A 21704-nucleotide genomic window follows, 5' to 3' on the forward strand; every position below is an offset into this window, starting at 1 on the left:
GACTGTGGTCATTCGAACAGGGGCTTGATCATGAAACTCTTCCCTGCGGAACGGTTTGTTCTGTCCATCATCGTTGCGCTGTTTGTGATCGACGCGACGTTGATCACGCTGAAAGGCATTCGTATCGACTATGCCGGATACCTGGTCTGCGGGCTGCTCGGCGGTGGCGTTTTCATACTCGGTCAGTTCTATCGCAACAGCGGCCGCGATTTGCACATAGCCGCCGCGCTGACCTCAGCCGGTCTGTTCGTCCTGTTCACGCTTGCCGCTTCTGTCTTTAACTACATGTTCCTGCCGGTCCGTTTTGCAATTGTTGATCCCCTGCTTTTCCGAATCGATGAGGCGCTCGGTTATAGCTGGCCCGATGTGGTGACCTGGTCTGCGACCCATCCGTTGGTCGCCAAGATTCTCTATGCCGTTTACGCGACATCCTTGCCGCAGCTTTTGCTGATCGTTATCACGCTCGGCTTTACCGGCAGGCGTGCTTCGCTTCACCACTTCCTCGTGACCGGTGTGCTGGGTGCACTCACCTGTATCATCTTCTGGATATTTTTCCCGACTTTGGGCCCCTCCGCATATCAGACATTTCCTCAATGGGTGACGCAGGTCATCCCTCTGGCGGTTGATGCAGGTTACGGTCGGGAACTGGTTCGTCTCGCCTATGAGGGTGTGGTCTATCTCACGCCGAAAGACACGCTCGGCCTGATCGGCTTTCCGTCGTTCCACATCGTCATGGCGGCGATGTCTGTCTGGTTCGTGCCGCGCCATTGGGCGTTCAGAGCGGTGATCTGGCCGTTGAATGCCCTGATGCTGCCGGCCGTTCTGGTACAGGGTGGTCACCACCTTGTGGACATTGCTGGTGGTTTACTGGTGTTTGCCATCATCTGCCCGGTTTCGGCGTGGCTGCTGAACCGCATGGCGGAGCGGGAAAAGGCGCGCAGGGCACCTCTTTCCCAGTCTCAGGCTCTGGCAACCAAATAACCGTCCAGCTGGTCCTGTGCCTCCTGAACGAGCCAGCCGAACAGCCGTTTTGCTGGGGCCGTCAGGGTCTCTGGCGCCACCAGCCAGTAATATTTGTCCTGATCAGACGCCTGATCGAACAGCACGCTCAGACGACCGCTCGTTATCTCGTCGCGCATCAACTCGGTCGGGCATAGTCCAACACCCTGTCCGGCTTTCAAGGCTGTCAGAAGCAGATTGAAATCGGCAAAGATCGGTCCCGTGTTTTGGGGGCTGCGTGTTCCCGTCGCTGCGAACCAGTCCTGCCAGGCAGCCTCGGTCTCGTCATGCAGAAGTTCCGCCGTCGAGAGCATCGCAATATCCTCGATCGGTCCGAAGTTTTCTCGATAGGCGGGCGCGCAGGTTGGCCTGGTTGCGGCACTGAACAGCGCCACTGCGCTCTCCGTCGGTCGTCTGCCGTGCACGATGGTCAGATCGGCCGGCGCGGATATGCCCGTCGTCGAATAGCTGATTGAAACCTGGATATCAGGATGAAGCGTGCGGAAACGGGGAAGGCGAGGCGTCAGAAAATATGCCACCACGGAAGGCAGGCTGGCCAGCCGCACGACTGCGCGCTGTTTGCGTCCGCGGATCTCTTCGGCAGATGCCGCAACCTGCCGCAGGCTTGCGGAGACCGTGGCTCCAAACTCGTGTCCTGCCGCGGTCAATCGAACACCGCGCGCCTGCCGTTCAAACAGCGGTTCGCCCAGCCATTGCTCCAGTGTACGGACATGCTGGCTGATGGCGGCGGCACTCATGCCCAGTTCAGCCGCAGCGCCTGCGAAACTTTCGTGGCGGGCAGCAGCCTCAAAGGCGCGAAGGGCAGGGAGCGGAGGTAGTTTCATGGTCTCCAACGACTAAGTCACACTTGTGCTCAGGGCAAGAAAAACCCGTCTTGTCAGGCCGTCTTGATCAGGGCAGTTTCGCTTTCGCCACCGCCCTTTGTTTCGAGGATTTATATGTCGCACATCGCCATGACCGAACCCGCTGATGCCGCTGAGCGGCGCGCCCGCCGTACAGTTGTTGTTTATCCGAATGGAACGCTTGAGGCACCTGACCTTTCCAGTCTCGTAAAGGCCAGGGAAACGATGCAGAAGGTGGATGAGGTGATTGTACCACCACGTGATGGCCACACCTTTCAGGTGCCTAAGGGGCATTTCTTCCGCATTATCAGCATTGATGGTCCACAGGTTGGCGACCTCAATCTCTGGAACGCGCACGATCTGACCGAGCGTTTTTTCAGCGGCAAGACCCGCGCCCTTCATGCCACCCATGTCTCCATCGGCGACCGGCTGTGGAGCAACCTGCCGTCATTGCGCCCGATGGCAACGATCACCGGTGATAGCCTAGCATGGTACGGTTGGGATGAGGATGGCGGCGGACTGCATGATGTGATCGGCACGCGCTGCGATCCCTACACCAATCGCCTGCTCAGCGGCGGTGATTACCACCATTGCTGCCATTCGAACCTCACCAATGCGCTGGCATCGTCCAGGGGCCTGTCGTTTGCAGAGGCCGAACCGCATGTGCACGACGTTCTCAACGTCTTCATGTGCACGGGCTTCACCCGCGACACACACCAGTATTTCATGAAGGCAAGCCCCGTTCGGCCGGGCGATTATCTGGAATTTTTTGCCGAGATGGATCTGCTCGGCGGTCTCTCCGCCTGCCCCGGTGGCGATTGCAGCGCCAGCCACTCAAGCGATGCGGCTGCCTGCTACCCGCTGAAGGTGGAAATCTACCGCCCGGATATGGCGCTTCTCAACGCTTGGCCTTTCCCGGAACGCAACGCTTATCGCAACCCGGCGTGAAGGCCGGACCTGATCTACGCCATCAGCCGCGTATTCACGAGCAGGACCCCGGTTGTCTCCGGGGTCGTTGCTGTGATTGTCAGGAAGCCAGGGCTGCCTTGATCTTTTCTGCATGTGCCTTCAGCACGTCGCTGTCGGCCATCGCGCCGGAATGCGGCTTCAGCGGCTGGCCTTCGACGCGCGGAATGACGTGGAAATGCAGGTGGAACACCGTCTGCCCGGCAGCCGGCTCATTGAACTGCGCAACGTAGACGCCGTCGGCATCGAAGGCTTCCTTGGCGGCGACGGCAAGCTTCTGCACCACGGCAATGGTGCGGGCCAGCACGTTCGGATCGGCATCCAAGAGGTTGCGCGAACCGCTTTTGGGAATGACCAGGAGGTGACCCGGCGCCTGCGGCATCACATCCATGAAGGCCAGCGTATGCTCGTCCTCATAGAGCTTCACGCTCGGGATTTCGCCGCGCAGGATCTTGGCGAAGATGTTGTTGTCGTCATAGGTGCTGGCGGTCATCAGCAGTCTCTCCTCATGTGGTGATATCGAAAACGGATTATTCATCCGGTTCTTGTCTTTCGCCCTTGCGGAAGGGCGTGTGGTCTTCGAGGTAGTCGCCAATGTTTTCAACTTCCTGACGTTCCCGTTCCAGATAGTCGTCAATGGCGCGGCGCAGCCCCGGATGGACGATGTAATGCGCAGAATGCGTGGTGACAGGCACATAACCACGCGCCAGCTTGTGTTCGCCCTGCGCGCCCGCCTCAACTCGCTGCAAGCCTTTCGACAGGGCAAAATCGATGGCCTGATGGTAACAGACCTCGAAATGCAGAAAGGGATGATCCTCGATGCAGCCCCAGTGCCGGCCATAAAGCGCGTCCGAACCGATGAAGTTGATGGCGCCTGCGATATAGCGTCCGTCACGCTTTGCCATGACGAGCAGAATATCGTCTGCCATACGCTCGCCGATCAGCGAATAGAATGTCCGCGTTAGATAGGGTCGGCCCCATTTGCGGCCGCCCGTATCCATGTAGAAGGTAAAAAACTGATCCCAGATGTCTTCCGTCAGATCGCTGCCGGTCAGCCAGTCGATGCTGATGCCGTTTTCGAGCGCGGCGCGGCGCTCCTTTTTCAGTCCCTTGCGTTTGCGGGACGAAAGCGCATCGAGAAAATCGTCGTGATCGCGGTAGCCATTGTTGAGAAAATGGAACTGCTGGTCGGTCCGGTGCAGAAAGTCCTGCGAGGTGAGGGCTGCAATGTCGTCATACGTTGCGAAGGTGACATGGGCCGATGACAGGCCGACCTTTTCCGTTACCTGTCCGATACCGGAAGCAAGAAGCAGTTTGACGCCGTCATTGTCGGATGTCTGCGCGGTCAGAAGGCGCGGACCGGTCGCCGGGGTAAAGGGGATAGAGCACTGCAGCTTGGGATAATAATGTCCACCGGCCCGTTCAAAAGCGTCCGCCCAGCCGTGGTCGAAAACATATTCGCCCTTGCTGTGGTTCTTCAGATAGGCCGGTACTGCACCAAGCAGATCGCCTTTTTCATTTTCCAGCAGCAGGTGGTGTCCCTGCCAGCCGGTCTTGGCCGTTGCCGATCCGGACTCTTCGATGGATGATAAAAAGGCGTGGGAAATAAATGGATTATAGGACTTTCCTTCCGCGTTGCGCGAAGTACCGGAAAGCTGCTTCCAGCGATCCGGATCGATATCCGTGAAGGATTGCGCAACGCGGATGGAGTAGTTTTCTGTCATGCCGTAGCGGACGGGTTCTCTCTCGGGTCGAAACCTTCGAATGTCATCTGGTCAGCATATTTATAGGTAATCGCACGGGCATTTTCATCCCTTACCGTCCAGGTAATCACCGGAACGCCGAGTTTTCTTTGGGCTTCGATAAAGCTGTTGGGCAGGTGGCCCCAATGGTAGGAGATGAAGTCGAGGCCGATATGCATGGCTTCGTCATGCTTGAAGAAGTCTTCCGGCTTGTCGCCTTCGGCCGTGAGGCCAAGTGGCCAGGGGGAACCGGCGGCCTTCAGATCCTTCAGGAGATGATGGTCGAAGCTCATCAGCGCCACATGGCCCTTGTAACCTTCCAGGTCTTCCAGCACCGCCTCGGCAAAACCGTCATCGACGCCTTCACCCTCGCGGCCCTTCAGCTCGATCACCAGCGGCACCTTGCCGGCACAGAGTGCCAGAAGCTGCTTGAGCGTCGGGATCTTGTCCTTGGTCTGGCCGATCGACAGCAGCGACAGTTCGCCGGACGTCCGCTCGCGGATGTCACCCTTGATGCCGGTCAGGCGAGTCATCTCATGGTCGTGGAACACGACCGGTACGCTGTCGGCACCAAGTTGAACGTCGCATTCGATAGCAAATCCGGCTTCGATGGCGCGGGAAAACGCCGAAAGCGAGTTTTCCCAGACCGCATGGTTCATGTCATGATAGCCGCGATGGGCAACAGGCTGAGCAATCAGCCAGGAAAGTTTCAGCGTCATACGTCTATTTCCACGATCGCGTCGATTTCGACAGAGGCATTGAAGGGCAGGCAGGCCATGCCGACGGCGGCGCGCGCATGTTTGCCGGCATCGCCGAGAACATTGGCGAGAAGGTTGGACGCACCGTTGATCACCAGATGCTGCTCGGTGAACTCGGGAATGGAGGCAACGAAGCCATTGAGCTTGAGGATGCGGCGGATTTTCGAAAGATCGCCATTCAAGGCTGCCTTGACCTGCGCGAGGATGTTGACGGCGCAAAGTTCGGCCGCGCGCTGGGCTGCGGGAACATCAACATCGCGTCCAACGAGGCCCGTGACCGCAATCTTGCCGGATTCAATCGGCAATTGACCCGATACGTAAAGCAGATTGCCGCTGATGGTGAACGGAACGTAGTTTGCCGCAGGTGCGGCGGCGACGGGAAGCGTAAAGCCAAGTTCCTTGAGGCGGCCTTCGATGACGTCCGACATTTTCGTCTCCGGTTTTGTTGTAAATCCTTCAAGAATCCGGCATTCAGGAGATGTGATCCCAAAGCCGGGCGGTTGCTTGTACAATATGAGTGGCGAGTCCAACAGGAGATAATGCATGTTTGTCAGGAAGCTTGGTTTCGTTGCCACTACGGGGCTCTTGTCCTGCTTGTCGAACGCTGCCAATGCTTTGCCCGCCCAGCTCCCCAATCTGATTGCCCATCGGGCCGTCTACGATCTGGAGCTGAAGGATGCATCGGATCGCTCCGGCATTGAGGGCATGACGGGCCGCATGGTCTATGAGTTCACCGGTTCCGCCTGTCAGGGCTACAAGACAGACTTCCGTTTCGTCACGCAGATCAATACCGGCGACGCCGTTCGCCTGACGGATCAGCAGACCACGACGTTTGAGGACCCGGCCTCCAAGAAGTTCACCTTCGAGACGAAATCCTACACCGACGACAAGCTGGACAAGGAAGTGCAGGGCGCTGCCAGCGACAGCGATGCCGGTGTGAAGGTCGACATCACCCGGCCCGATGCGCGCCAGATCGATCTCGTCGCCTCCGAATTCCCGACCGAACACATGTTCCAGGTCATCGAGAACGCCAAACAGGGAAAGCGGATTTTCGAATCCCGGATTTTCGACGGCTCCGATGATGGTGACGAAAGCCTGATTACCTCGACCCTGGTCGGCAAGTCGCAGACGCCGAAGGATGGGGACGCGGAAGCCGGCAAGGCGGGCGATTTCGCCAAGGCGTCCTTCTGGCCTGTCACCATCGCTTATTACAACGACAAGACCGGTACGGATTCTCTGCCGATCTACCGCATGTCGTTCAAGCTCTACGAAAACGGAATCACCCGCGACCTGACCATGGATTACGGTGACTTCGTGCTGAGCGGAAAGCTTGCGAAGCTCGATATCCTCACGCCCGAAACCTGCGAAAACAAGCCGGTTCGCTGAAACCGGCCTCGTCAGGCAGATTTTTTCGCATAAAAGCTTGCATTTTGTCGCAGGCGACTGTATGCGCCTCACCATTCCACACGCGAAGCTTGGGATGTTCCGGGAGAAATCCGGATCGTTCCGCCCGGTGGTGTCGATGAAAGTCGATGCTGTTCGCTTCGCGGGGGTTAAACCGGAAAAGGAGTAACAAGGCATGGCATTGCCCGATTTTTCTATGCGTCAGCTTCTCGAAGCTGGTGTTCACTTCGGCCACCAGACGCACCGCTGGAACCCGAAGATGAAGCCGTACATCTTCGGCGACCGTAACAACATCCACATCATCGACCTCGCTCAGACGGTTCCGATGCTGTCGCGCGCCCTTCAGGTCGTGTCCGACACCGTTGCCCGTGGCGGCCGCGTTCTGTTCGTTGGCACCAAGCGCCAGGCGTCCGAAATCATCGCCGACAGCGCAAAGCGTTCGGCTCAGTACTACGTCAACTCCCGCTGGCTCGGCGGCATGATGACGAACTGGAAGACGATTTCGAACTCGATCCAGCGTCTTCGCAAGGTTGACGAAATCCTGAACTCGGAAGCTTCCGGCTACTCCAAGAAAGAGCGCCTGAACCTCGAGCGCGAGCGCGAAAAGCTTGAAAAGGCTCTCGGCGGTATCCGCGATATGGGCGGCGTTCCGGACCTGATGTTCATCATCGACACCAACAAGGAAAAGATCGCGATCGAAGAAGCCAAGCGTCTTGGCATTCCGGTCGTTGCGATCATCGACTCGAACTGCGATCCGGATGCAATCGATTATCCGATCCCCGGCAACGACGACGCTTCGCGCGCAATCTCGCTGTACTGCGACCTGATTGCTCGCGCTGCCATCGACGGCATCGCACGTCAGCAGGGCTCTTCCGGCCGTGACATCGGCGCTTCGGAAGAAGCTCCGATCGAGCCTGCGCTCGAAGACGAGGCTGGCGCCTGATAAGGGTCTGTCGGGCGGCGAATTTCACGCCGCCTCATCGATCATGATCTGCAAGGCCGTCAAAGACCGTTCCGGGTTGACGGCCTTGTTCGTTTCAAATCGCTCCGCCGGTTGATCGGCGTCCTGATGTGATTGAAACGTCCGGGGTGCTCATTCATCACCCTGTCACACTTTAGGGTAAATTCGTCACCCAAACATCGGCATGGCGATTTCCAGCCTGCTGACCGATTGAACAGACAAGAGGCAAACAATGACCGAAATCACAGCCGCAATGGTTAAGGAACTGCGCGAGAAGTCTGGCGCAGGTATGATGGACTGCAAGAAGGCTCTTGCTGAGACCAATGGCGACATGGAAGCAGCAATCGACTGGCTGCGCGCCAAGGGTATTGCCAAGGCTGACAAGAAGTCTGGCCGCACGGCTGCCGAAGGTCTCGTCGGTATCGCATCTGCCGGTCACAAGGCTGTTGTCGTCGAAATCAACTCGGAAACCGACTTCGTTGCTCGTAACGATGCCTTCCAGGACATCGTTCGCGGCGTTGCTGCCGTTGCTCTGACGACCGACGGCACTGTTGACGCGATTGCTGCTGCCACCTACCCGGCAACCGGCAAGTCCGTTTCGGACAGCATCAAGGACGCAATCGCCACCATCGGCGAAAACATGACGCTGCGCCGTTCGGCTGCGCTCGAAGTTGAGCACGGCGTTGTTGCAACCTACATCCACAACGCTGCTGGCGACGGCATCGGCAAGCTGGGCGTTCTGGTTGCCCTGAAGTCGGTTGGCGACAAGGCTGTTCTGACCTCGATCGGCCGTCAGGTTGCCATGCACATCGCTGCAACCAACCCGCTGGCGATTCGCGCTGAAGAAGTTGACGCTGCTGTTGCTGAGCGCGAGCGCAACGTCTTCATCGAACAGGCTCGTGAATCCGGCAAGCCGGAAGCAATCATCGAAAAGATGGTTGACGGCCGTATGCGCAAGTTCTTCGAAGAAGTTGCTCTTCTGTCGCAGGCTTTCGTTATCAACCCTGACCTGACGGTCGGCGCTGCTGTCAAGGAAGCCGAAAAGGAAGCCGGCGCAGCGATCGAAGTCACCGGCATGGTTCGCCTGCTGCTCGGCGAAGGCGTCGAGAAGGAAGAAAGCGATTTCGCGGCAGAAGTCGCCGCAGTCGCCAAGGGCTGATTATATTTACCCAATCTTGGGGAAACGGGAGGGCATCGCGTGACAACGCGGTGCCCTTCGTGTATCCGCGTTTCGGTTACATTTCCGAGGAGTCATGATGTCTTCCAAGCCGATCTATAAACGCGTCCTGCTCAAGGCTTCCGGTGAAGCCCTTATGGGTGACCAGGGTTTTGGTATCGATGTTGCGGTCGCCGACCGGATTGCCTCCGATATCGCTGAAGCAAGAGCAATGAATGTCGAAGTCGGCGTCGTCGTCGGCGGTGGCAATATTTTCCGCGGCGTTGCCGTTGCCTCCAAGGGTGGCGACCGCGTGACCGGCGACCACATGGGTATGCTGGCAACCGTCATCAATGCGCTGGCGCTTGCAACGTCACTTCGAAAGCTCAGCATCGACACGGTCGTTCTCTCGGCCATCGCCATGCCTGAAATCTGCGAAAGCTTCTCGCAGCGCGCGGCTCTGCACCATCTGGCCCAGGGCCGCGTGGTGATTTTCGCCGGTGGCACGGGCAACCCGTTCTTCACGACCGACTCCGCAGCCGCCCTGCGTGCTGCCGAATTGGGCGCTGAAGCGATCTTCAAGGGAACGCAGGTCGATGGCATCTATTCGGCCGACCCCAAGAAGGACCCGACGGCAACCCGTTTCGACGAGTTGACCCACAGCGAGGTTCTCGGCAAGGGGCTGGCGGTCATGGACGTCGCAGCCGTGGCCCTTGCACGCGAAAACCACATTCCGATCATCGTTTTCTCGATTCACGAGAAGGGTGGCTTCGCACAGATATTGACCGGCGGCGGCCGTAAGACCATCGTGCACGACAAGTAATCGCAAACGAACGATGCCGCCCCGTGCGGAATACGGCCGCGATGGCCGACAGAGATGGAGTATCAAATGAGTGGTGTTGACCTCACCGATATCAAGCGCCGTATGGATGGTGCCATCAATGCATTCAAGAGCGATATCGCATCGCTGCGCACCGGCCGCGCATCGGCCAACATTCTCGACCCTGTCACGATTGACGCCTACGGCTCGCGCGTGCCGCTGAACCAGGTGGCCAACATCACCGTTCCGGAGCCGCGCATGCTCGGCGTCAACATCTGGGACAAGTCGATGGTCAGCGCCGTCGACCGCGCCATCCGCGAATCCAACCTCGGTCTCAACCCGATCGTTGACGGTCAGAACCTGCGTATTCCGCTGCCTGAACTCAACGAAGAGCGCCGCAAATCGCTGGTCAAGGTTGCCCACGAATATTCCGAAAAGGCCAAGGTCGCGATTCGCCACGTTCGCCGCGATGGCATGGATGGTCTGAAAAAAGCCGAAAAGGATGGCGACATCGGTCAGGACGAAAGCCGTGGACAGTCGGAAAAAGTTCAGAAAATGACCGACGACACGATTTCGGAAATTGACCGCTTGCTTGGCGAGAAGGAAAAGGAAATCATGCAGGTCTGATCGCCAGGGCGACAGACACTGTATTTTATTCGTTTTAATTCCGCGCTGCCAATATTGGATCGATATGCCGACGACGACGATACGTTCCTCAGTTCCCGAGCACGTCGCCATCATCATGGATGGTAACGGGCGTTGGGCAAAGCAGCGCGGTCTTCCGCGAATCATGGGTCATCGCCGCGGCGTAGAAGCCGTTCGTGAAACGGTGCGCGCTGCCGGTGACTGCGGCATTTCCTATCTGACGCTGTTTGCCTTCTCGTCGGAAAACTGGCGTCGGCCGGAGTCCGAGGTCACGGATCTGATGGGCCTGCTGAAAGCCTTCATCCGTCGCGACCTAGCTGAGCTGCACCGTGAAAACGTGCGTGTCCGCATCATCGGTGATCGCGAGACTTTGAAAAACGACATTCGCTCGCTTCTCGAGGAAGCCGAGCACATGACGCGTGATAACACCAAGCTGACGCTTGTTATCGCATTCAACTACGGAAGCCGCGACGAGATTGCCCGTGCGGCGGCCTCGCTTGCGCAGGATGTTGCCCAGGGCAAGCTCGATGCAGCCTCGATCACGCCGGAGATGATTTCGGGACGGCTCGACACGGCCGGCATCCCAGACCCGGATCTCATCATCCGCACCAGCGGTGAGGAGCGTCTGTCGAACTTCCTGCTCTGGCAGGCTGCCTATTCGGAGTTCCTCTTCGTTCCAGACTACTGGCCGGATTTCGACCGCCAGCATTTCTATTCTGCAATCGAGCAATATGCGACGCGTGATCGCCGTTTCGGCGGCTTGGCCGATCAGGTTGCTGTGGCAGGCGCCTGATGAGCCCTGAACTCCGTTTGCGGATCGTCTCCGCGATCGTCATGGCGGCGGTCATCCTCACTGCGACGTGGTACGGCGGCATTCTGTTCCGTATCGTCGCGGGCCTTCTGGCGATCCTCATCTATTATGAGTGGTCCTCGATCACGAGGCTGTCTGAAACAAACCCGACGGGCAATGCCTGGGGCTGGTTCTCGGTCGCTGTGATCGCCGGCAACACGATTTTCGGCGAGACATCGCTCGATCTGCCGCTTCTTTCCGGTTTTGCCCTCACAGCGGCGCTGTTTCCGATTCTGCGCGGCCAAAACTGGTGGCTGGTTGGTGGCATTGTCTATGCGGGGCTGAGCGCGATTTCGCTTGCCGCCATCCGCAGCGACGATCTCGATGGCTTCGTTTCGATCATCTTCATCTTCGCCGTTGTCTGGTCGACGGATATCCTGGCCTATTTTGTCGGTCGTGCCATTGGCGGGCCAAAGCTTGCGCCGTCCATTTCGCCCGGCAAGACCTGGTCCGGTGCCATCGGCGGCACGGTTGCTGCGCTGATTGGCGGGGCGGGCGTGTCCATGGTCTATCATGGCCGGATCGGCTTCGTCATTCTCGGGCTTGCTCTGGTGCTGTCCGTTTTCAGCCAGATCGGCGACCTTTTCGAATCCTTCGTGAAGCGGCGTTTTCAGGTGAAGGATTCCAGTCACCTCATTCCCGGTCACGGCGGTTTTATGGACCGGGTTGACGGTCTTGTTTTTGCCTGCTTTACCGTGTTCGTCATTGCTTTCGTGCATGCGGCGGTTACCGGCGATGCGCCCGGTTCACGCGGCGGCCTGTTGCCAGGTTTTTGAAGTGCGGCGGGTCATTGGAGTAAGAGGCTGAGTTATGAGCACAGTAATGGCTGCCACCGGGTTTTTGACCGGTTATATCATTCCATTCATCCTCGTTCTCTCGCTGCTCGTTTTCGTGCATGAGATGGGCCATTATCTGGTTGGGCGCTGGTGCGGCATTCGCTCCACCGCCTTTTCCATCGGATTCGGACCTGAACTGATCGGTTTCACCGACAAGCGCGGCACGCGCTGGAAGATTTCCGCGATCCCGCTCGGCGGTTACGTGCGATTCTTCGGCGATGAGGATGCATCCAGCAAACCGGATAGTTCCGGCCTTTCCCACATGTCGCTTGAAGAGCGCGCCCAGACCCTGTCGGGCGCAAAGCTGTGGAAAAGAGCGGCCACTGTTGCGGCGGGCCCAATCGCCAACTTCATTCTGGCGATCCTGATCTTTGCCTTTCTGTTCGGGATCTACGGCCGCGTCATCGCTGACCCGGTTGTGGCCGAGGTGCGCGAAAACAGTGCGGCTGCGGCCGCAGGCGTTCTGGCCGGAGACCGGCTTGTCGCCATCGATAATGAAAAAGTGAAGACCTTTGAGGATGTGCGCCGTTACGTCGGCATCCGTCCGGGCACGCAGATCGTCGTGACGGTCGAGCGGGCAGGCGAGGAGCTTCGTCTGCCGATGGTTCCGACCCGCACTGAAACCACCGACCAGTTCGGCAACAAACTGGAAATGGGTATCATCGGTATCGTCACCGATCAGAACAGCGGCAACTTCAGACACATTACCTTCACGCCGACCGAGGCCTTGATTGAAGGCGTGCAGGAAACCGGCCACGTCATCACGGGAACGTTCAATTACATCGGAAATCTGGTGACTGGCCGCATGAATGCCGATCAGCTCGGTGGTCCGGTGCGGGTTGCGCAGGCGTCTGGCCAGATGGCGACGCTTGGCATTTCCGCCGTGATACAGCTTGCAGCCGTGCTTTCGGTATCGATCGGTCTTCTCAATCTCATGCCTGTCCCGGTTCTGGACGGCGGGCATCTGGTGTTCTATGCAATCGAGGCGATCAGGGGCAGGCCGCTCGGTGCGGGCGCGCAGGAAGTTGCTTTCCGTATCGGACTTGCCATGATCTTCAGTCTGATGGTATTCGCAACTTGGAATGATATCAGCAGCTTGATCGGTTGAATGGGGTGTTTTATCGATTTTGTTAGCGGCTTGTTTACCTTGTTTTTATGCCAAAGTGGCGAATGAGCCACTCTAGGTCACGAAGTAAACAGAAATTAACGTTCGCGCTTGCTTGTAGAGGAAAAGCAGGTAAAACGACGCAGATGGCCGGAGTCGGGTTCCGCCCGCTGAGGGACAACGTAAAAAGGTAAGAATTGAAATGAAGGCTGGTTCAAGATTTTTGAACGCGGTGTCGGCGGTTGCGCTGTCTGCTGGTGTTTCTTCGGTTGTAGGCCTGGGGGTGCTTGCTTCTGCGGGGGTTGCGAATGCCGCTGTCGTCAGCAGAATTGATGTTCGGGGTGCCGAAAGATCCGGCGCAGATTCCGTACGCTCCAATCTCACCATCGCGCCCGGACGCAACTTTTCCAATTCTGACATCGACGAGTCGGTGAAGCGTCTTTACGCCACCGGCTACTTCTCGAATGTCGCCATGCGCGTTTCCGGCAATACGCTGGTCGTGACCGTCAGTGAAAACCAGATGGTCAACCAGGTGGTTTTCAACGGCAACCGCAAGATCAAGGACGAGAAGCTTTCCGGCATCGTGTCGACGCAGCCGCTCGGTCCGTTCAACCAGGCGCTCGTTACGGCTGATATTGCCCGCATCAAGGAAGCTTACGCCGCCATCGGCCGTAGCGACATTGAAGTGACGACGCAGACCGTTTCCGTCGGCCAGGGCCGCGTGAACATCGCTTTCGTCATCAACGAAGGTGAGCGCACCAAGATCGGTCGCATCGATTTCGTTGGTAACAACGCTTACAGCGACGGCCGTCTGGCTGCCGTTATCAACACCAAGAAGTCCAACATGCTGTCGTTCCTGACGCGTAAGGACGTTTACAACGAGGACAAGCTGCGCGCCGACGAAGAGGCGCTGCGCCAGTTCTATTACAACCGTGGCTACGCCGACTTCCGCGTCGTGTCGTCCGAGGCTGTGCTGGACGAGTCCAAGAACGAATACAACATCACCGTAACGGTCGATGAAGGTCAGCGTTACAACTTCGGCAATGTTGCGGTTGAATCGACTGTTCCGGGCGTTGACGGCACTGAACTGCAGGGTCTCGTAGAAACCCGCCAGGGCGGCACCTACAGCGCCAAGGAAGTTCAGCAGAGCATGGAAGCCATCAACAAGCGTGTTGCTGCCGAAGGTTACCCCTTCGCCCGCGTTACGCCGCGTGGCGACCGTGACATGAACGGCAACACCGTTGGCGTTACCTATATCGTCGACCAGGGCGAACGCGCTTACGTCGAGCGTATCGAAATCCGCGGTAATACCCGCACACGCGACTACGTTATCCGTCGCGAATTCGATATCTCCGAAGGCGATGCTTTCAACCAGTCGATCATCACCTCCGCAAAGCGTCGTCTTGAAGCGCTTGGCTACTTCTCCAAGGTCAACGTTTCGACCGCCGGCGGCAGCGCCCCGGACCGCGTCGTGATCGTTGTCGACGTTGAAGATCAGCCGACCGGCTCCTTCGGTATCGGTGCTGGTTACTCGCAGAACGACGGCGTGCTGCTCGAAGCTTCTGTGGAAGAAAAGAACTTCCTCGGTCGCGGCCAGTACATCCGTATCGCTGCGGGCGCAGGCGAAGACGATGCGCGCAGCTACACGCTGTCCTTCACTGAGCCTTACTTCCTCGGTTATCGCCTTGCAGCCGGTTTCGATCTCTTCAAGAGCCAGACGAGCAGCGAAGACTACTACGATTACGACGAACAGGGCTTCACGCTGCGCGTTACCGCGCCGATCACCGAAGACCTGTCCACGACGTTCAAGTACACCTACAAGCAGATCAACTATGACGGCGAAGGCGATTGGGAGAACACTGCCAACCTCGCAGAGCCATATCAGGAGCTGATCCGTGGCGGTGACTGGACGCAGTCGATCATCGCAAACACGCTGAACTTCAACACGCTTGATGACCGCAACATGCCACGCGAAGGCTGGCAGGCGCAGCTCACCAACGAGTTTGCAGGTCTCGGTGGCGATTCCGAATACTACAAGATCTACGCCAAGGCGCGTTACTACCACACCTTCTCGGACGAGTACGACATCATCGGCTCGCTGACGGGCCAGGCTGGTCACGTGATGCCGACCAACGACAACCTGCTGGTCTTCGATCAGTTCAAGTTTGGTGGTCGTCAGGTTCGCGGCTTCGAGAACGACGGTATCGGTCCGCGTATCGGAAACGACTCTATCGGCGGCACGACCTACTTCGCAGCTTCTGCTGAAGTCACGGCTCCGATGCCTGGCATTCCGGAAGACTTCGGTCTGCGTCTCGCCGGCTTCGTTGATGCTGGTACCATGTACGGTAACAAGGTCTCCACGACCCAGACCGTTCAGGACGACAGCTCGATCCGTGCTTCCGCTGGTATCGGCGTCATGTGGGCATCGCCCTTCGGTCCGATCCGCGTCGACTATGCCGTTCCTTTCATGAAGGAAGACTACGACGAGGAACAGCGTTTCCGGTTTGGCATGTCCAACACTTTCTGATATCGGCAGTCCAGAACTGCAACTTTGAACGTTCTGGAGTTTCCGTCTGATGGAATACAACGGCTTTTTTCCGCCCCACGAAGGAATGCGATTGAAAGACATCGCAGACCGTCTTGGGGCGGAACTGTCTGATGAGGCGGCTGGCGAGCGGATCGTGCGATCCGTGGCGCCCGTCTACCGGGCAAAATCCGACCAGCTCTGCTACATACTTTCCCGCAAGAACCGCGAGGAATTGCTGACCTGTGAAGCGGCTGCGGTCATTTGCGATGCGGCCCTGGCAAGCTCGATACCGCCCCATATCCCCGCTTTGATCTCGAAGACGCCGCATACGCTGTTTGCGCAGGCCGGCGCGCTTCTGCATCCTTCCGCCATGCGTCCTTCGACCTTCGGTCGTATGGACACGGCGATTTCGCCGTCCGCTCATGTCGATCCGTCGGCACGTCTGGAAGACGGCGTGGTTGTCGAGCCGTTTGCGGTGATCGGTGCTGAAGCACATATTGGTGCGGGCACCCGCATCGGGCCGGGCGCGATCATCGGCGCCAATGTGCAGATCGGTCGCGATTGCACGATTGCCGGCGGCGCCAGCATCGTTGCGGCACTGCTTGGCAACAATGTCATCATCCACAACGGTGCACGCATTGGCCAGGATGGTTTCGGTTATGCACCGGGTCCGCGTGGCATGCTCAAGATCGTTCAGATTGGCCGCGTCATCATTCAGGACAACGTCGAGATCGGCGCCAACACCACGGTTGATCGTGGCACGATGGATGATACCGTTATCGGCGAAGGCACCAAGATCGACAATCAGGTCCAGATTGGCCACAACGTTCGCATCGGCCGCCATTGCGGCATCGTCAGCAAGGTCGGCATTGCCGGAAGTACCCGCATCGGCGATGGCGTGATGATTGGCGGCGCAGCAGGCATCAACGGCCACATCACCATTGGTGATGGCGTACAGATTGCGGCAATGAGCGGCGTTGTTGCCGACGTGCCGCCTGGCGCGCGTTACGGCGGTACGCCGGCGCGTCCGATGAAGTATTTCCTGCGCGACATGGCCGACATTCTGGCCCGCGTCGAAGAACGTGATAAAAAAACAGGAGAAAAAAACAATGGCTGAAGAAACGACGACGACGCTTGGCGCGGCTGACATTCTTGAAGTGATGAAGCTGCTGCCGCATCGTTATCCGTTTTTGCTCATCGACAAGATCATCGAGATCAACGGTGACAATTCGGCAATCGGCATCAAGAACGTCACGGTCAACGAGCCGCACTTCACGGGTCATTTCCCGGATCGCCCGATCATGCCTGGCGTTCTGATCGTTGAAGCCATGGCCCAGACGGCTGGCGCGATCTGTGCGCGCAACCAGGGTGATGGCGGTTACCTCGTTTATTTCATGACCATCGACAACGCCCGTTTCCGCAAGCCGGTCGTTCCTGGCGACCGTCTGGAAATTCACGTTGCAAAGCAGCGCCAGCGCGGTAACGTCTGGAAGTTCCACTGCGAAGCGAAGGTGGATGGCGTGCTGGTCGCTGAGGCGGATGTCGGCGCGATGATGATCCCTGAGGATCAGCAATGAGCAAGATCGCGGCTTCGGCCACAATTCATCCGACAGCGGTCGTCGAAGACGGCGCTGTGATCGGAGAGAACGTTTCCATCGGTCCGTTCAGCTATGTCGGCCCGAAGGTGACGTTGCACAATGGTGTAAAGCTGTTGAACCATGCTGTCGTGACGGGCAACACGGTCATAGGCGAAGATTCCGTCATCTACCCCATGGCCGTTATCGGTGGCCCACCGCAGGCAATTCGCCACGACGGCTCAGAAACGACGCTGGAGGTCGGCGCACGCTGCACGATGCGCGAAGGCGTCACCATGAATGCCGGTAGCTCGGATGGCGGCGGCAAGACCGTTGTTGGCGACGACAACCTGTTCCTGGCCAATTCGCATGTCGCGCATGACTGCATCCTCGGCAGCCACATCGTTCTGTCAAATAACGTCATGCTGGCTGGTCACGTCACCGTCGGCGATCGCGCCATCCTCGGTGGCGGCTGCGCCGTCCATCAGTTCACCCGTATCGGTCGCCAGGCGTTTATCGGCGGGCTCGCCGCGGTCAATTACGATGTCATTCCCTACGGCATGCTGAATGGCAATCCCGGTATTCTCGGTGGCCTGAACGTCGTCGGCATGACGCGTGCTGGTATCGAGCGGGCAGACATTCACAAGGTTCGCCGTATCTTTAAGCAGGTCTTCGAAAGCGAAGGTGCGATCCGTGGTAACGCGGCGGCCATCGAGCGTGCGGATTTCGCCGATTGCCCGCAGGCGCTTGAAGTTCTCGATTTCATCCTGGCTGCAACCGATCGGCCGATTTCTTCGCCGAACCGGGGCAAATAAGCCGTGAAGGGCAGCGGACGCCTCGCCATTATTGCGGGCAGCGGGCAATTGCCGCTGTACGTGGCTGGCGCTGCGCGCGACATGGGGGAAAACCCGTTTGTTGTCCGTCTGCGCGATGATTCCCGCCTTGATTGGCAAGGCTTCGACAGCGCCGTCATCAGTGTCGGCGATGTCGCGGGCCTCGGCCGGTTGCTGAAAGACAAGGGCATAGACCGTGTCGTTCTCTCTGGCGCCGTAGCACGCCGCCCGGAGTGGCGCGAAATTCGCCCTTCGGCAAAAATACTGCTGCGCCTGCCGTCGATCGTCCGCACGCTTTTGTCCGGCGGTGACGACACCGTGCTGCAGATGGTCATCAAGATCATCGAAACGCTGGGTGCGCGGGTCATTGGCGCCCATGAGATTGCGCCCGGTCTTCTGGCCACCACCGGTCCCTTTGGCCTCCACAAGCCGCAGGAAGACGATCTGCGTGATATCCGCAAGGCGGCACAGGCTGCTCTGGCGCTCGGCACGCTTGATGTCGGGCAGGGCGCTGTCTCCGTTGGCGGGCGTATCGTGGCGCTCGAAGGTGTCGAGGGAACCGATGCCATGCTGGCGCGGGTTGCCGCGTTGCGTGCGGAGGGCCGTATTTCCGCGCGTCGCAAAGGTGTTCTCGTCAAGCTTTGCAAGCCGCAGCAGGATATCAGGGCCGATCTGCCGACAATCGGCGTAGAGACGGTCCAGAATGCTGCCAGGGCGGGCCTTGCCGGGATCGCGGTTGAATCGGGCAGAGCCCTGGTGCTGGATCGTGACGCCATGTTGCAGGCCGCCGATGCGCAAGGCATCTTCGTCTGCGGCATCGATACGTCACTGGATGGAGACATGATGTGATGGCTGAAACCCTGAAGGTGGCCGTGATCGCGGGTGAAGTGTCCGGTGACCTCTTGGGAGCAGACCTGATCCGCGCTCTGAAGACCCAGTATAGAGGGCCGATCGAACTGGTCGGCGTGGGCGGCGAGGGGCTGGAGGCAGAAGGTCTCACCTCGTTTTTCGATTATTCCGAACTGTCGATCATGGGTTTCACGCAGGTTTTGAAGAAGCTGCCGAAGCTGATCGCCAGAATCAGGCAGACGGCCGAGGGCATCGTCGCGGCAAAACCCGACGTGTTGCTGATTATCGATAGCCCGGACTTTACCCATCGCGTCGCCAGAAAGGTGCGTCAGGCATTGCCGGATCTGCCGGTCATCAACTATGTCTGCCCCAGCGTCTGGGCCTGGAAGGAGTATCGCGCCACCGCGATGCTCTCTTACGTCGATCATGTTCTCGCACTTCTGCCGTTCGAACCGGAAGCCATGAAACGGCTGGGCGGCCCGCCAACCACCTTCGTCGGCCATCGCCTCAGCGTTGATGCGGACTTGCTGGCCGTGCGGCAAAAGCGGGCAGGGCGTGCCTTGCCGGCGAAGGGCGAACCCCGAACCATTCTGCTGTTGCCCGGCTCACGCTCGACCGAGACCACGCGGCTGATGGAGCCGTTCCAGGAGGCGGCAAAAGCCTTCGTGGAACGCAATGGCCCCACCCGCTTCGTCCTGCCGACCGTGCCGCGTCAGGAAAGCCGCATTCGGGAACTGGCGGCGACGTGGCCGGACAACATCCGGCCTGAAATTGGCGTCGGCGCAGATTTCAAGTGGAAGGCATTCGCCGAGGCCGATGCGGCCATTGCCGCATCCGGCACCGTCATTCTCGAACTGGCGCTCGCAACGGTTCCCACCATTTCCGTCTACAAGACCGACTGGATTTTCACCATGCTCAGCAAGCGCGTGAAAACCTGGACCGGCGCTTTGCCGAACCTGATTGCTGATTACGCGGTCGTGCCGGAATATTTCAACGAGGTCGTGCGCGCCGGTTCCATGCTGCGCTGGGCAGAGCGCCTGTCTTCCGACACGATCCAGCGCCAGGCCATGCTGGAAGGCTATGCGCTGGTGCAGGAGCGCCTGCGTACCGACGTGCCGCCGGGCGAAACCGGCGCCCGCATTCTTCTCGATGTTCTGAACGCACGCGGCGCCAGACACTGACATTTCAGCATTTCGGTTGAACAGATGTCGCAGAGAGCAAATCCTGCTGCGGCGAAGCTTGCCGATTCTGAACAGGCTGTCCGATCGTCCCGGAAGCGTTGCCGTAACCCGGTTCTTACCTTCTGCAGACTTTGCAAAGAAAAAGGCCGGCGGGTTTCCCCGTCGGCCTTTTGGATGGCTCGGTTGCCAGCGCTTAGCGCTTGGAAACCGGAACGTAGTCGCGCTTGCCGGCGCCCGTGTAGAGCTGGCGCGGACGGCCGATGCGCTGCTGCGGATCTTCGATCATTTCGTTCCACTGCGCGATCCAGCCAACGGTACGGGCCAGAGCGAACAGAACGGTGAACATGGTCGTGGGGAAGCCGAGAGCCTTCAGCGTAATGCCGGAGTAGAAGTCGACGTTCGGGTAGAGCTTCTTTTCGACGAAGTACGGATCAGACAGAGCGATCTTTTCCAGTTCCAGCGCGACCTGCATGATCGGATCGTCGGAGTTGCCGGTTGCTTCCAGCACTTCGTACATCGTCTTCTGCATGATCTTGGCGCGCGGGTCGTAGTTCTTGTAGACGCGGTGACCAAAGCCCATCAGGCGGAACGGATCGTTCTTGTCCTTGGCGCGGGCAATGTACTCAGGAATACGGTCAACCGAGCCGATTTCGTTGAGCATGTTGAGCGCAGCTTCGTTCGCGCCACCATGTGCCGGGCCCCAGAGGCAGGCAATGCCAGCCGCGATACAGGCAAACGGGTTTGCACCCGAAGAACCGGCAAGACGAACCGTCGAGGTGGACGCGTTCTGCTCGTGATCAGCGTGCAGGATGAAGATGCGATCCATGGCGCGGGCCAGAACCGGATCAACCTTGTATTCTTCGCACGGTACGGCAAAGCACATGTGCAGGAAGTTGGAGGCGTAATCCAGATCGTTCTTCGGGTAAACGAAGGGCTGACCGATATGGTACTTGTAAGCCATGGCAGCGATCGTTGGCATCTTGGCGATCATGCGCAGCGAAGCGACCATGCGCTGATGCGGATCGGTGATGTCGGTCGAGTCGTGGTAGAAGGCCGAGAGCGCGCCAACGGTACCGCACATGACGGCCATCGGGTGTGCGTCACGACGGTAGCCGGTGAAGAATCGGCTCATCTGCTCATGCACCATGGTGTGGCGCGTTACGCGGGTGTCGAAGTCCTTCTTCTGTGCGGATGTCGGCAGTTCGCCGTAAAGCAGCAGATAGCAGGTCTCGAGGAAGTCGCCCTGTTCGGCGAGCTGCTCGATCGGATAGCCCCGGTGAAGCAGAACGCCTTCGTCGCCGTCGATGTAGGTGATCTTGGATTCACAGGAGGCCGTGGACGTGAAACCCGGGTCGTAGGTGAAAGACCCTGTGTGTTTGTACAGCGTGCCGATATCGACGACGTTTGGTCCGATCGTGCCTTCCCGTACCGGGAGTTCGACCTGTTTATCGCCAAGTGTCACTGTAGCGCTTTTTTCCGTCATACTGATCCTCCGAAAACATGCGGGTGGGGGCGCTGGGAAGCGCCCCGCGGTTAAGCGTCTGATGATTAGCTATATGATCCTTGCGCCAATGCCAAGCTATTCAAAGGTCAAATTGTGCATTGCAGTAAACCTGTTGCGCGCCTTCGTGCAGT

At 58.6% G+C, this 21704-nt stretch carries 22 protein-coding genes; 16 read left to right on the forward strand and 6 right to left on the reverse strand.

The genetic code is table 11. The annotated features are described in order from the left end of the window. Positions 1 to 30: 30 nt before the first annotated feature. Entirely contained in the window at positions 31 to 981 is a 951-nt protein-coding gene (locus HWX89_RS01760) for a phosphatase PAP2 family protein (RefSeq protein ID WP_138795487.1), read from the forward strand. On the opposite strand, the gene HWX89_RS01765 is transcribed toward HWX89_RS01760, so the two are convergent. Further along, the gene (locus HWX89_RS01765) at positions 960 to 1844 is read right to left on the reverse strand and encodes a LysR family transcriptional regulator (RefSeq protein WP_138795486.1); all 885 of its coding nucleotides are present in this window, start codon (positions 1842 to 1844) and stop codon (positions 960 to 962) included. The genes HWX89_RS01760 and HWX89_RS01765 overlap by 22 nt on opposite strands. Positions 1845 to 1958: 114 nt before the next feature. Between HWX89_RS01765 and HWX89_RS01770 the strand changes: the two genes are divergently transcribed. After that, entirely contained in the window at positions 1959 to 2810 is an 852-nt protein-coding gene (locus tag HWX89_RS01770) for an urea carboxylase-associated family protein (RefSeq protein ID WP_138795485.1), read from the forward strand. A 79-nt stretch (positions 2811 to 2889) separates the two neighbouring features. On the opposite strand, the gene HWX89_RS01775 is transcribed toward HWX89_RS01770, so the two are convergent. The 4 genes from HWX89_RS01775 to HWX89_RS01790 are packed head-to-tail and all read right to left on the reverse strand — an operon-like array spanning position 2890 to position 5756. After that, entirely contained in the window at positions 2890 to 3321 is a 432-nt protein-coding gene (locus HWX89_RS01775) for an HIT family protein (RefSeq protein WP_138795484.1), read from the reverse strand. Positions 3322 to 3358: 37 nt separating this feature from the next. After that, positions 3359 to 4552: a GNAT family N-acetyltransferase gene (locus HWX89_RS01780; protein WP_138795483.1), complete on the reverse strand. Its 1194-nt coding sequence runs from the start codon at positions 4550 to 4552 to the stop codon at positions 3359 to 3361. Continuing rightward, positions 4549 to 5289 carry a glycerophosphodiester phosphodiesterase gene (locus HWX89_RS01785; protein ID WP_178340582.1) on the reverse strand — a complete coding sequence of 247 codons (741 nt, stop codon included), beginning with the start codon at positions 5287 to 5289 and terminating at the stop codon, positions 4549 to 4551. The genes HWX89_RS01780 and HWX89_RS01785 overlap by 4 nt, the downstream gene beginning before the upstream one ends. After that, positions 5286 to 5756, reverse strand: a complete 471-nt coding sequence (locus tag HWX89_RS01790; protein ID WP_138795482.1) for a RidA family protein — start codon at positions 5754 to 5756, stop codon at positions 5286 to 5288. Before HWX89_RS01790 ends, HWX89_RS01785 begins: the two co-directional genes overlap by 4 nt. A gap of 115 nt (positions 5757 to 5871) precedes the next feature. On the opposite strand from HWX89_RS01790, the gene HWX89_RS01795 reads away from it, so the two are divergent. From HWX89_RS01795 to lpxB, 14 genes are all read left to right on the forward strand, one after another. Continuing rightward, a complete protein-coding gene (locus tag HWX89_RS01795; protein ID WP_138795481.1) occupies positions 5872 to 6714 on the forward strand; it encodes a cell envelope integrity EipB family protein in 843 nt (280 codons plus the stop codon). Positions 6715 to 6907: 193 nt separating this feature from the next. Further along, on the forward strand, positions 6908 to 7675 hold the full coding sequence (gene rpsB / locus HWX89_RS01800; protein ID WP_138795480.1) for a 30S ribosomal protein S2: 768 nt from the start codon (positions 6908 to 6910) through the stop codon (positions 7673 to 7675). 250 nt (positions 7676 to 7925) lie between these two features. After that, entirely contained in the window at positions 7926 to 8852 is a 927-nt protein-coding gene (tsf, locus tag HWX89_RS01805) for a translation elongation factor Ts (protein ID WP_138795479.1), read from the forward strand. Positions 8853 to 8949: 97 nt separating this feature from the next. Further along, positions 8950 to 9672: a UMP kinase gene (pyrH, locus tag HWX89_RS01810; RefSeq protein WP_138795792.1), complete on the forward strand. Its 723-nt coding sequence runs from the start codon at positions 8950 to 8952 to the stop codon at positions 9670 to 9672. Positions 9673 to 9738: 66 nt separating this feature from the next. Further along, positions 9739 to 10296: a ribosome recycling factor gene (gene frr, locus HWX89_RS01815; RefSeq protein ID WP_138795478.1), complete on the forward strand. Its 558-nt coding sequence runs from the start codon at positions 9739 to 9741 to the stop codon at positions 10294 to 10296. A gap of 64 nt (positions 10297 to 10360) precedes the next feature. Beyond that, entirely contained in the window at positions 10361 to 11107 is a 747-nt protein-coding gene (locus HWX89_RS01820; RefSeq protein WP_138795477.1) for an isoprenyl transferase, read from the forward strand. Beyond that, a complete protein-coding gene (locus tag HWX89_RS01825; RefSeq protein WP_138795476.1) occupies positions 11107 to 11940 on the forward strand; it encodes a phosphatidate cytidylyltransferase in 834 nt (277 codons plus the stop codon). The genes HWX89_RS01820 and HWX89_RS01825 overlap by 1 nt, the downstream gene beginning before the upstream one ends. A gap of 46 nt (positions 11941 to 11986) precedes the next feature. Continuing rightward, positions 11987 to 13108: an RIP metalloprotease RseP gene (gene rseP / locus HWX89_RS01830; protein WP_178340593.1), complete on the forward strand. Its 1122-nt coding sequence runs from the start codon at positions 11987 to 11989 to the stop codon at positions 13106 to 13108. A 199-nt stretch (positions 13109 to 13307) separates the two neighbouring features. After that, the gene (bamA, locus tag HWX89_RS01835; protein WP_138795474.1) at positions 13308 to 15632 is read left to right on the forward strand and encodes an outer membrane protein assembly factor BamA; all 2325 of its coding nucleotides are present in this window, start codon (positions 13308 to 13310) and stop codon (positions 15630 to 15632) included. 49 nt (positions 15633 to 15681) lie between these two features. Further along, the gene (gene lpxD, locus HWX89_RS01840; protein ID WP_138795473.1) at positions 15682 to 16749 is read left to right on the forward strand and encodes a UDP-3-O-(3-hydroxymyristoyl)glucosamine N-acyltransferase; all 1068 of its coding nucleotides are present in this window, start codon (positions 15682 to 15684) and stop codon (positions 16747 to 16749) included. Continuing rightward, the gene (gene fabZ, locus HWX89_RS01845) at positions 16742 to 17209 is read left to right on the forward strand and encodes a 3-hydroxyacyl-ACP dehydratase FabZ (RefSeq protein WP_138795472.1); all 468 of its coding nucleotides are present in this window, start codon (positions 16742 to 16744) and stop codon (positions 17207 to 17209) included. Before lpxD ends, fabZ begins: the two co-directional genes overlap by 8 nt. Then, positions 17206 to 18021: an acyl-ACP--UDP-N-acetylglucosamine O-acyltransferase gene (gene lpxA / locus HWX89_RS01850; RefSeq protein ID WP_138795471.1), complete on the forward strand. Its 816-nt coding sequence runs from the start codon at positions 17206 to 17208 to the stop codon at positions 18019 to 18021. The genes fabZ and lpxA overlap by 4 nt, the downstream gene beginning before the upstream one ends. 3 nt (positions 18022 to 18024) lie before the next feature. Continuing rightward, positions 18025 to 18888, forward strand: a complete 864-nt coding sequence (locus HWX89_RS01855; RefSeq protein WP_178340583.1) for an LpxI family protein — start codon at positions 18025 to 18027, stop codon at positions 18886 to 18888. Next, positions 18888 to 20069 carry a lipid-A-disaccharide synthase gene (lpxB, locus tag HWX89_RS01860; protein WP_138795470.1) on the forward strand — a complete coding sequence of 394 codons (1182 nt, stop codon included), beginning with the start codon at positions 18888 to 18890 and terminating at the stop codon, positions 20067 to 20069. The genes HWX89_RS01855 and lpxB overlap by 1 nt, the downstream gene beginning before the upstream one ends. Positions 20070 to 20262: 193 nt before the next feature. Here lpxB and gltA read toward each other — a convergent pair whose 3' ends face one another. Continuing rightward, positions 20263 to 21552, reverse strand: coding sequence for a citrate synthase (gene gltA, locus HWX89_RS01865; RefSeq protein ID WP_138795469.1), 1290 nt, complete (start codon positions 21550 to 21552; stop codon positions 20263 to 20265). Positions 21553 to 21704 lie beyond the last annotated feature (152 nt).

Source organism: Rhizobium sp. RM, assembly GCF_013390595.1.
Classification (GTDB): domain Bacteria; phylum Pseudomonadota; class Alphaproteobacteria; order Rhizobiales; family Rhizobiaceae; genus Agrobacterium.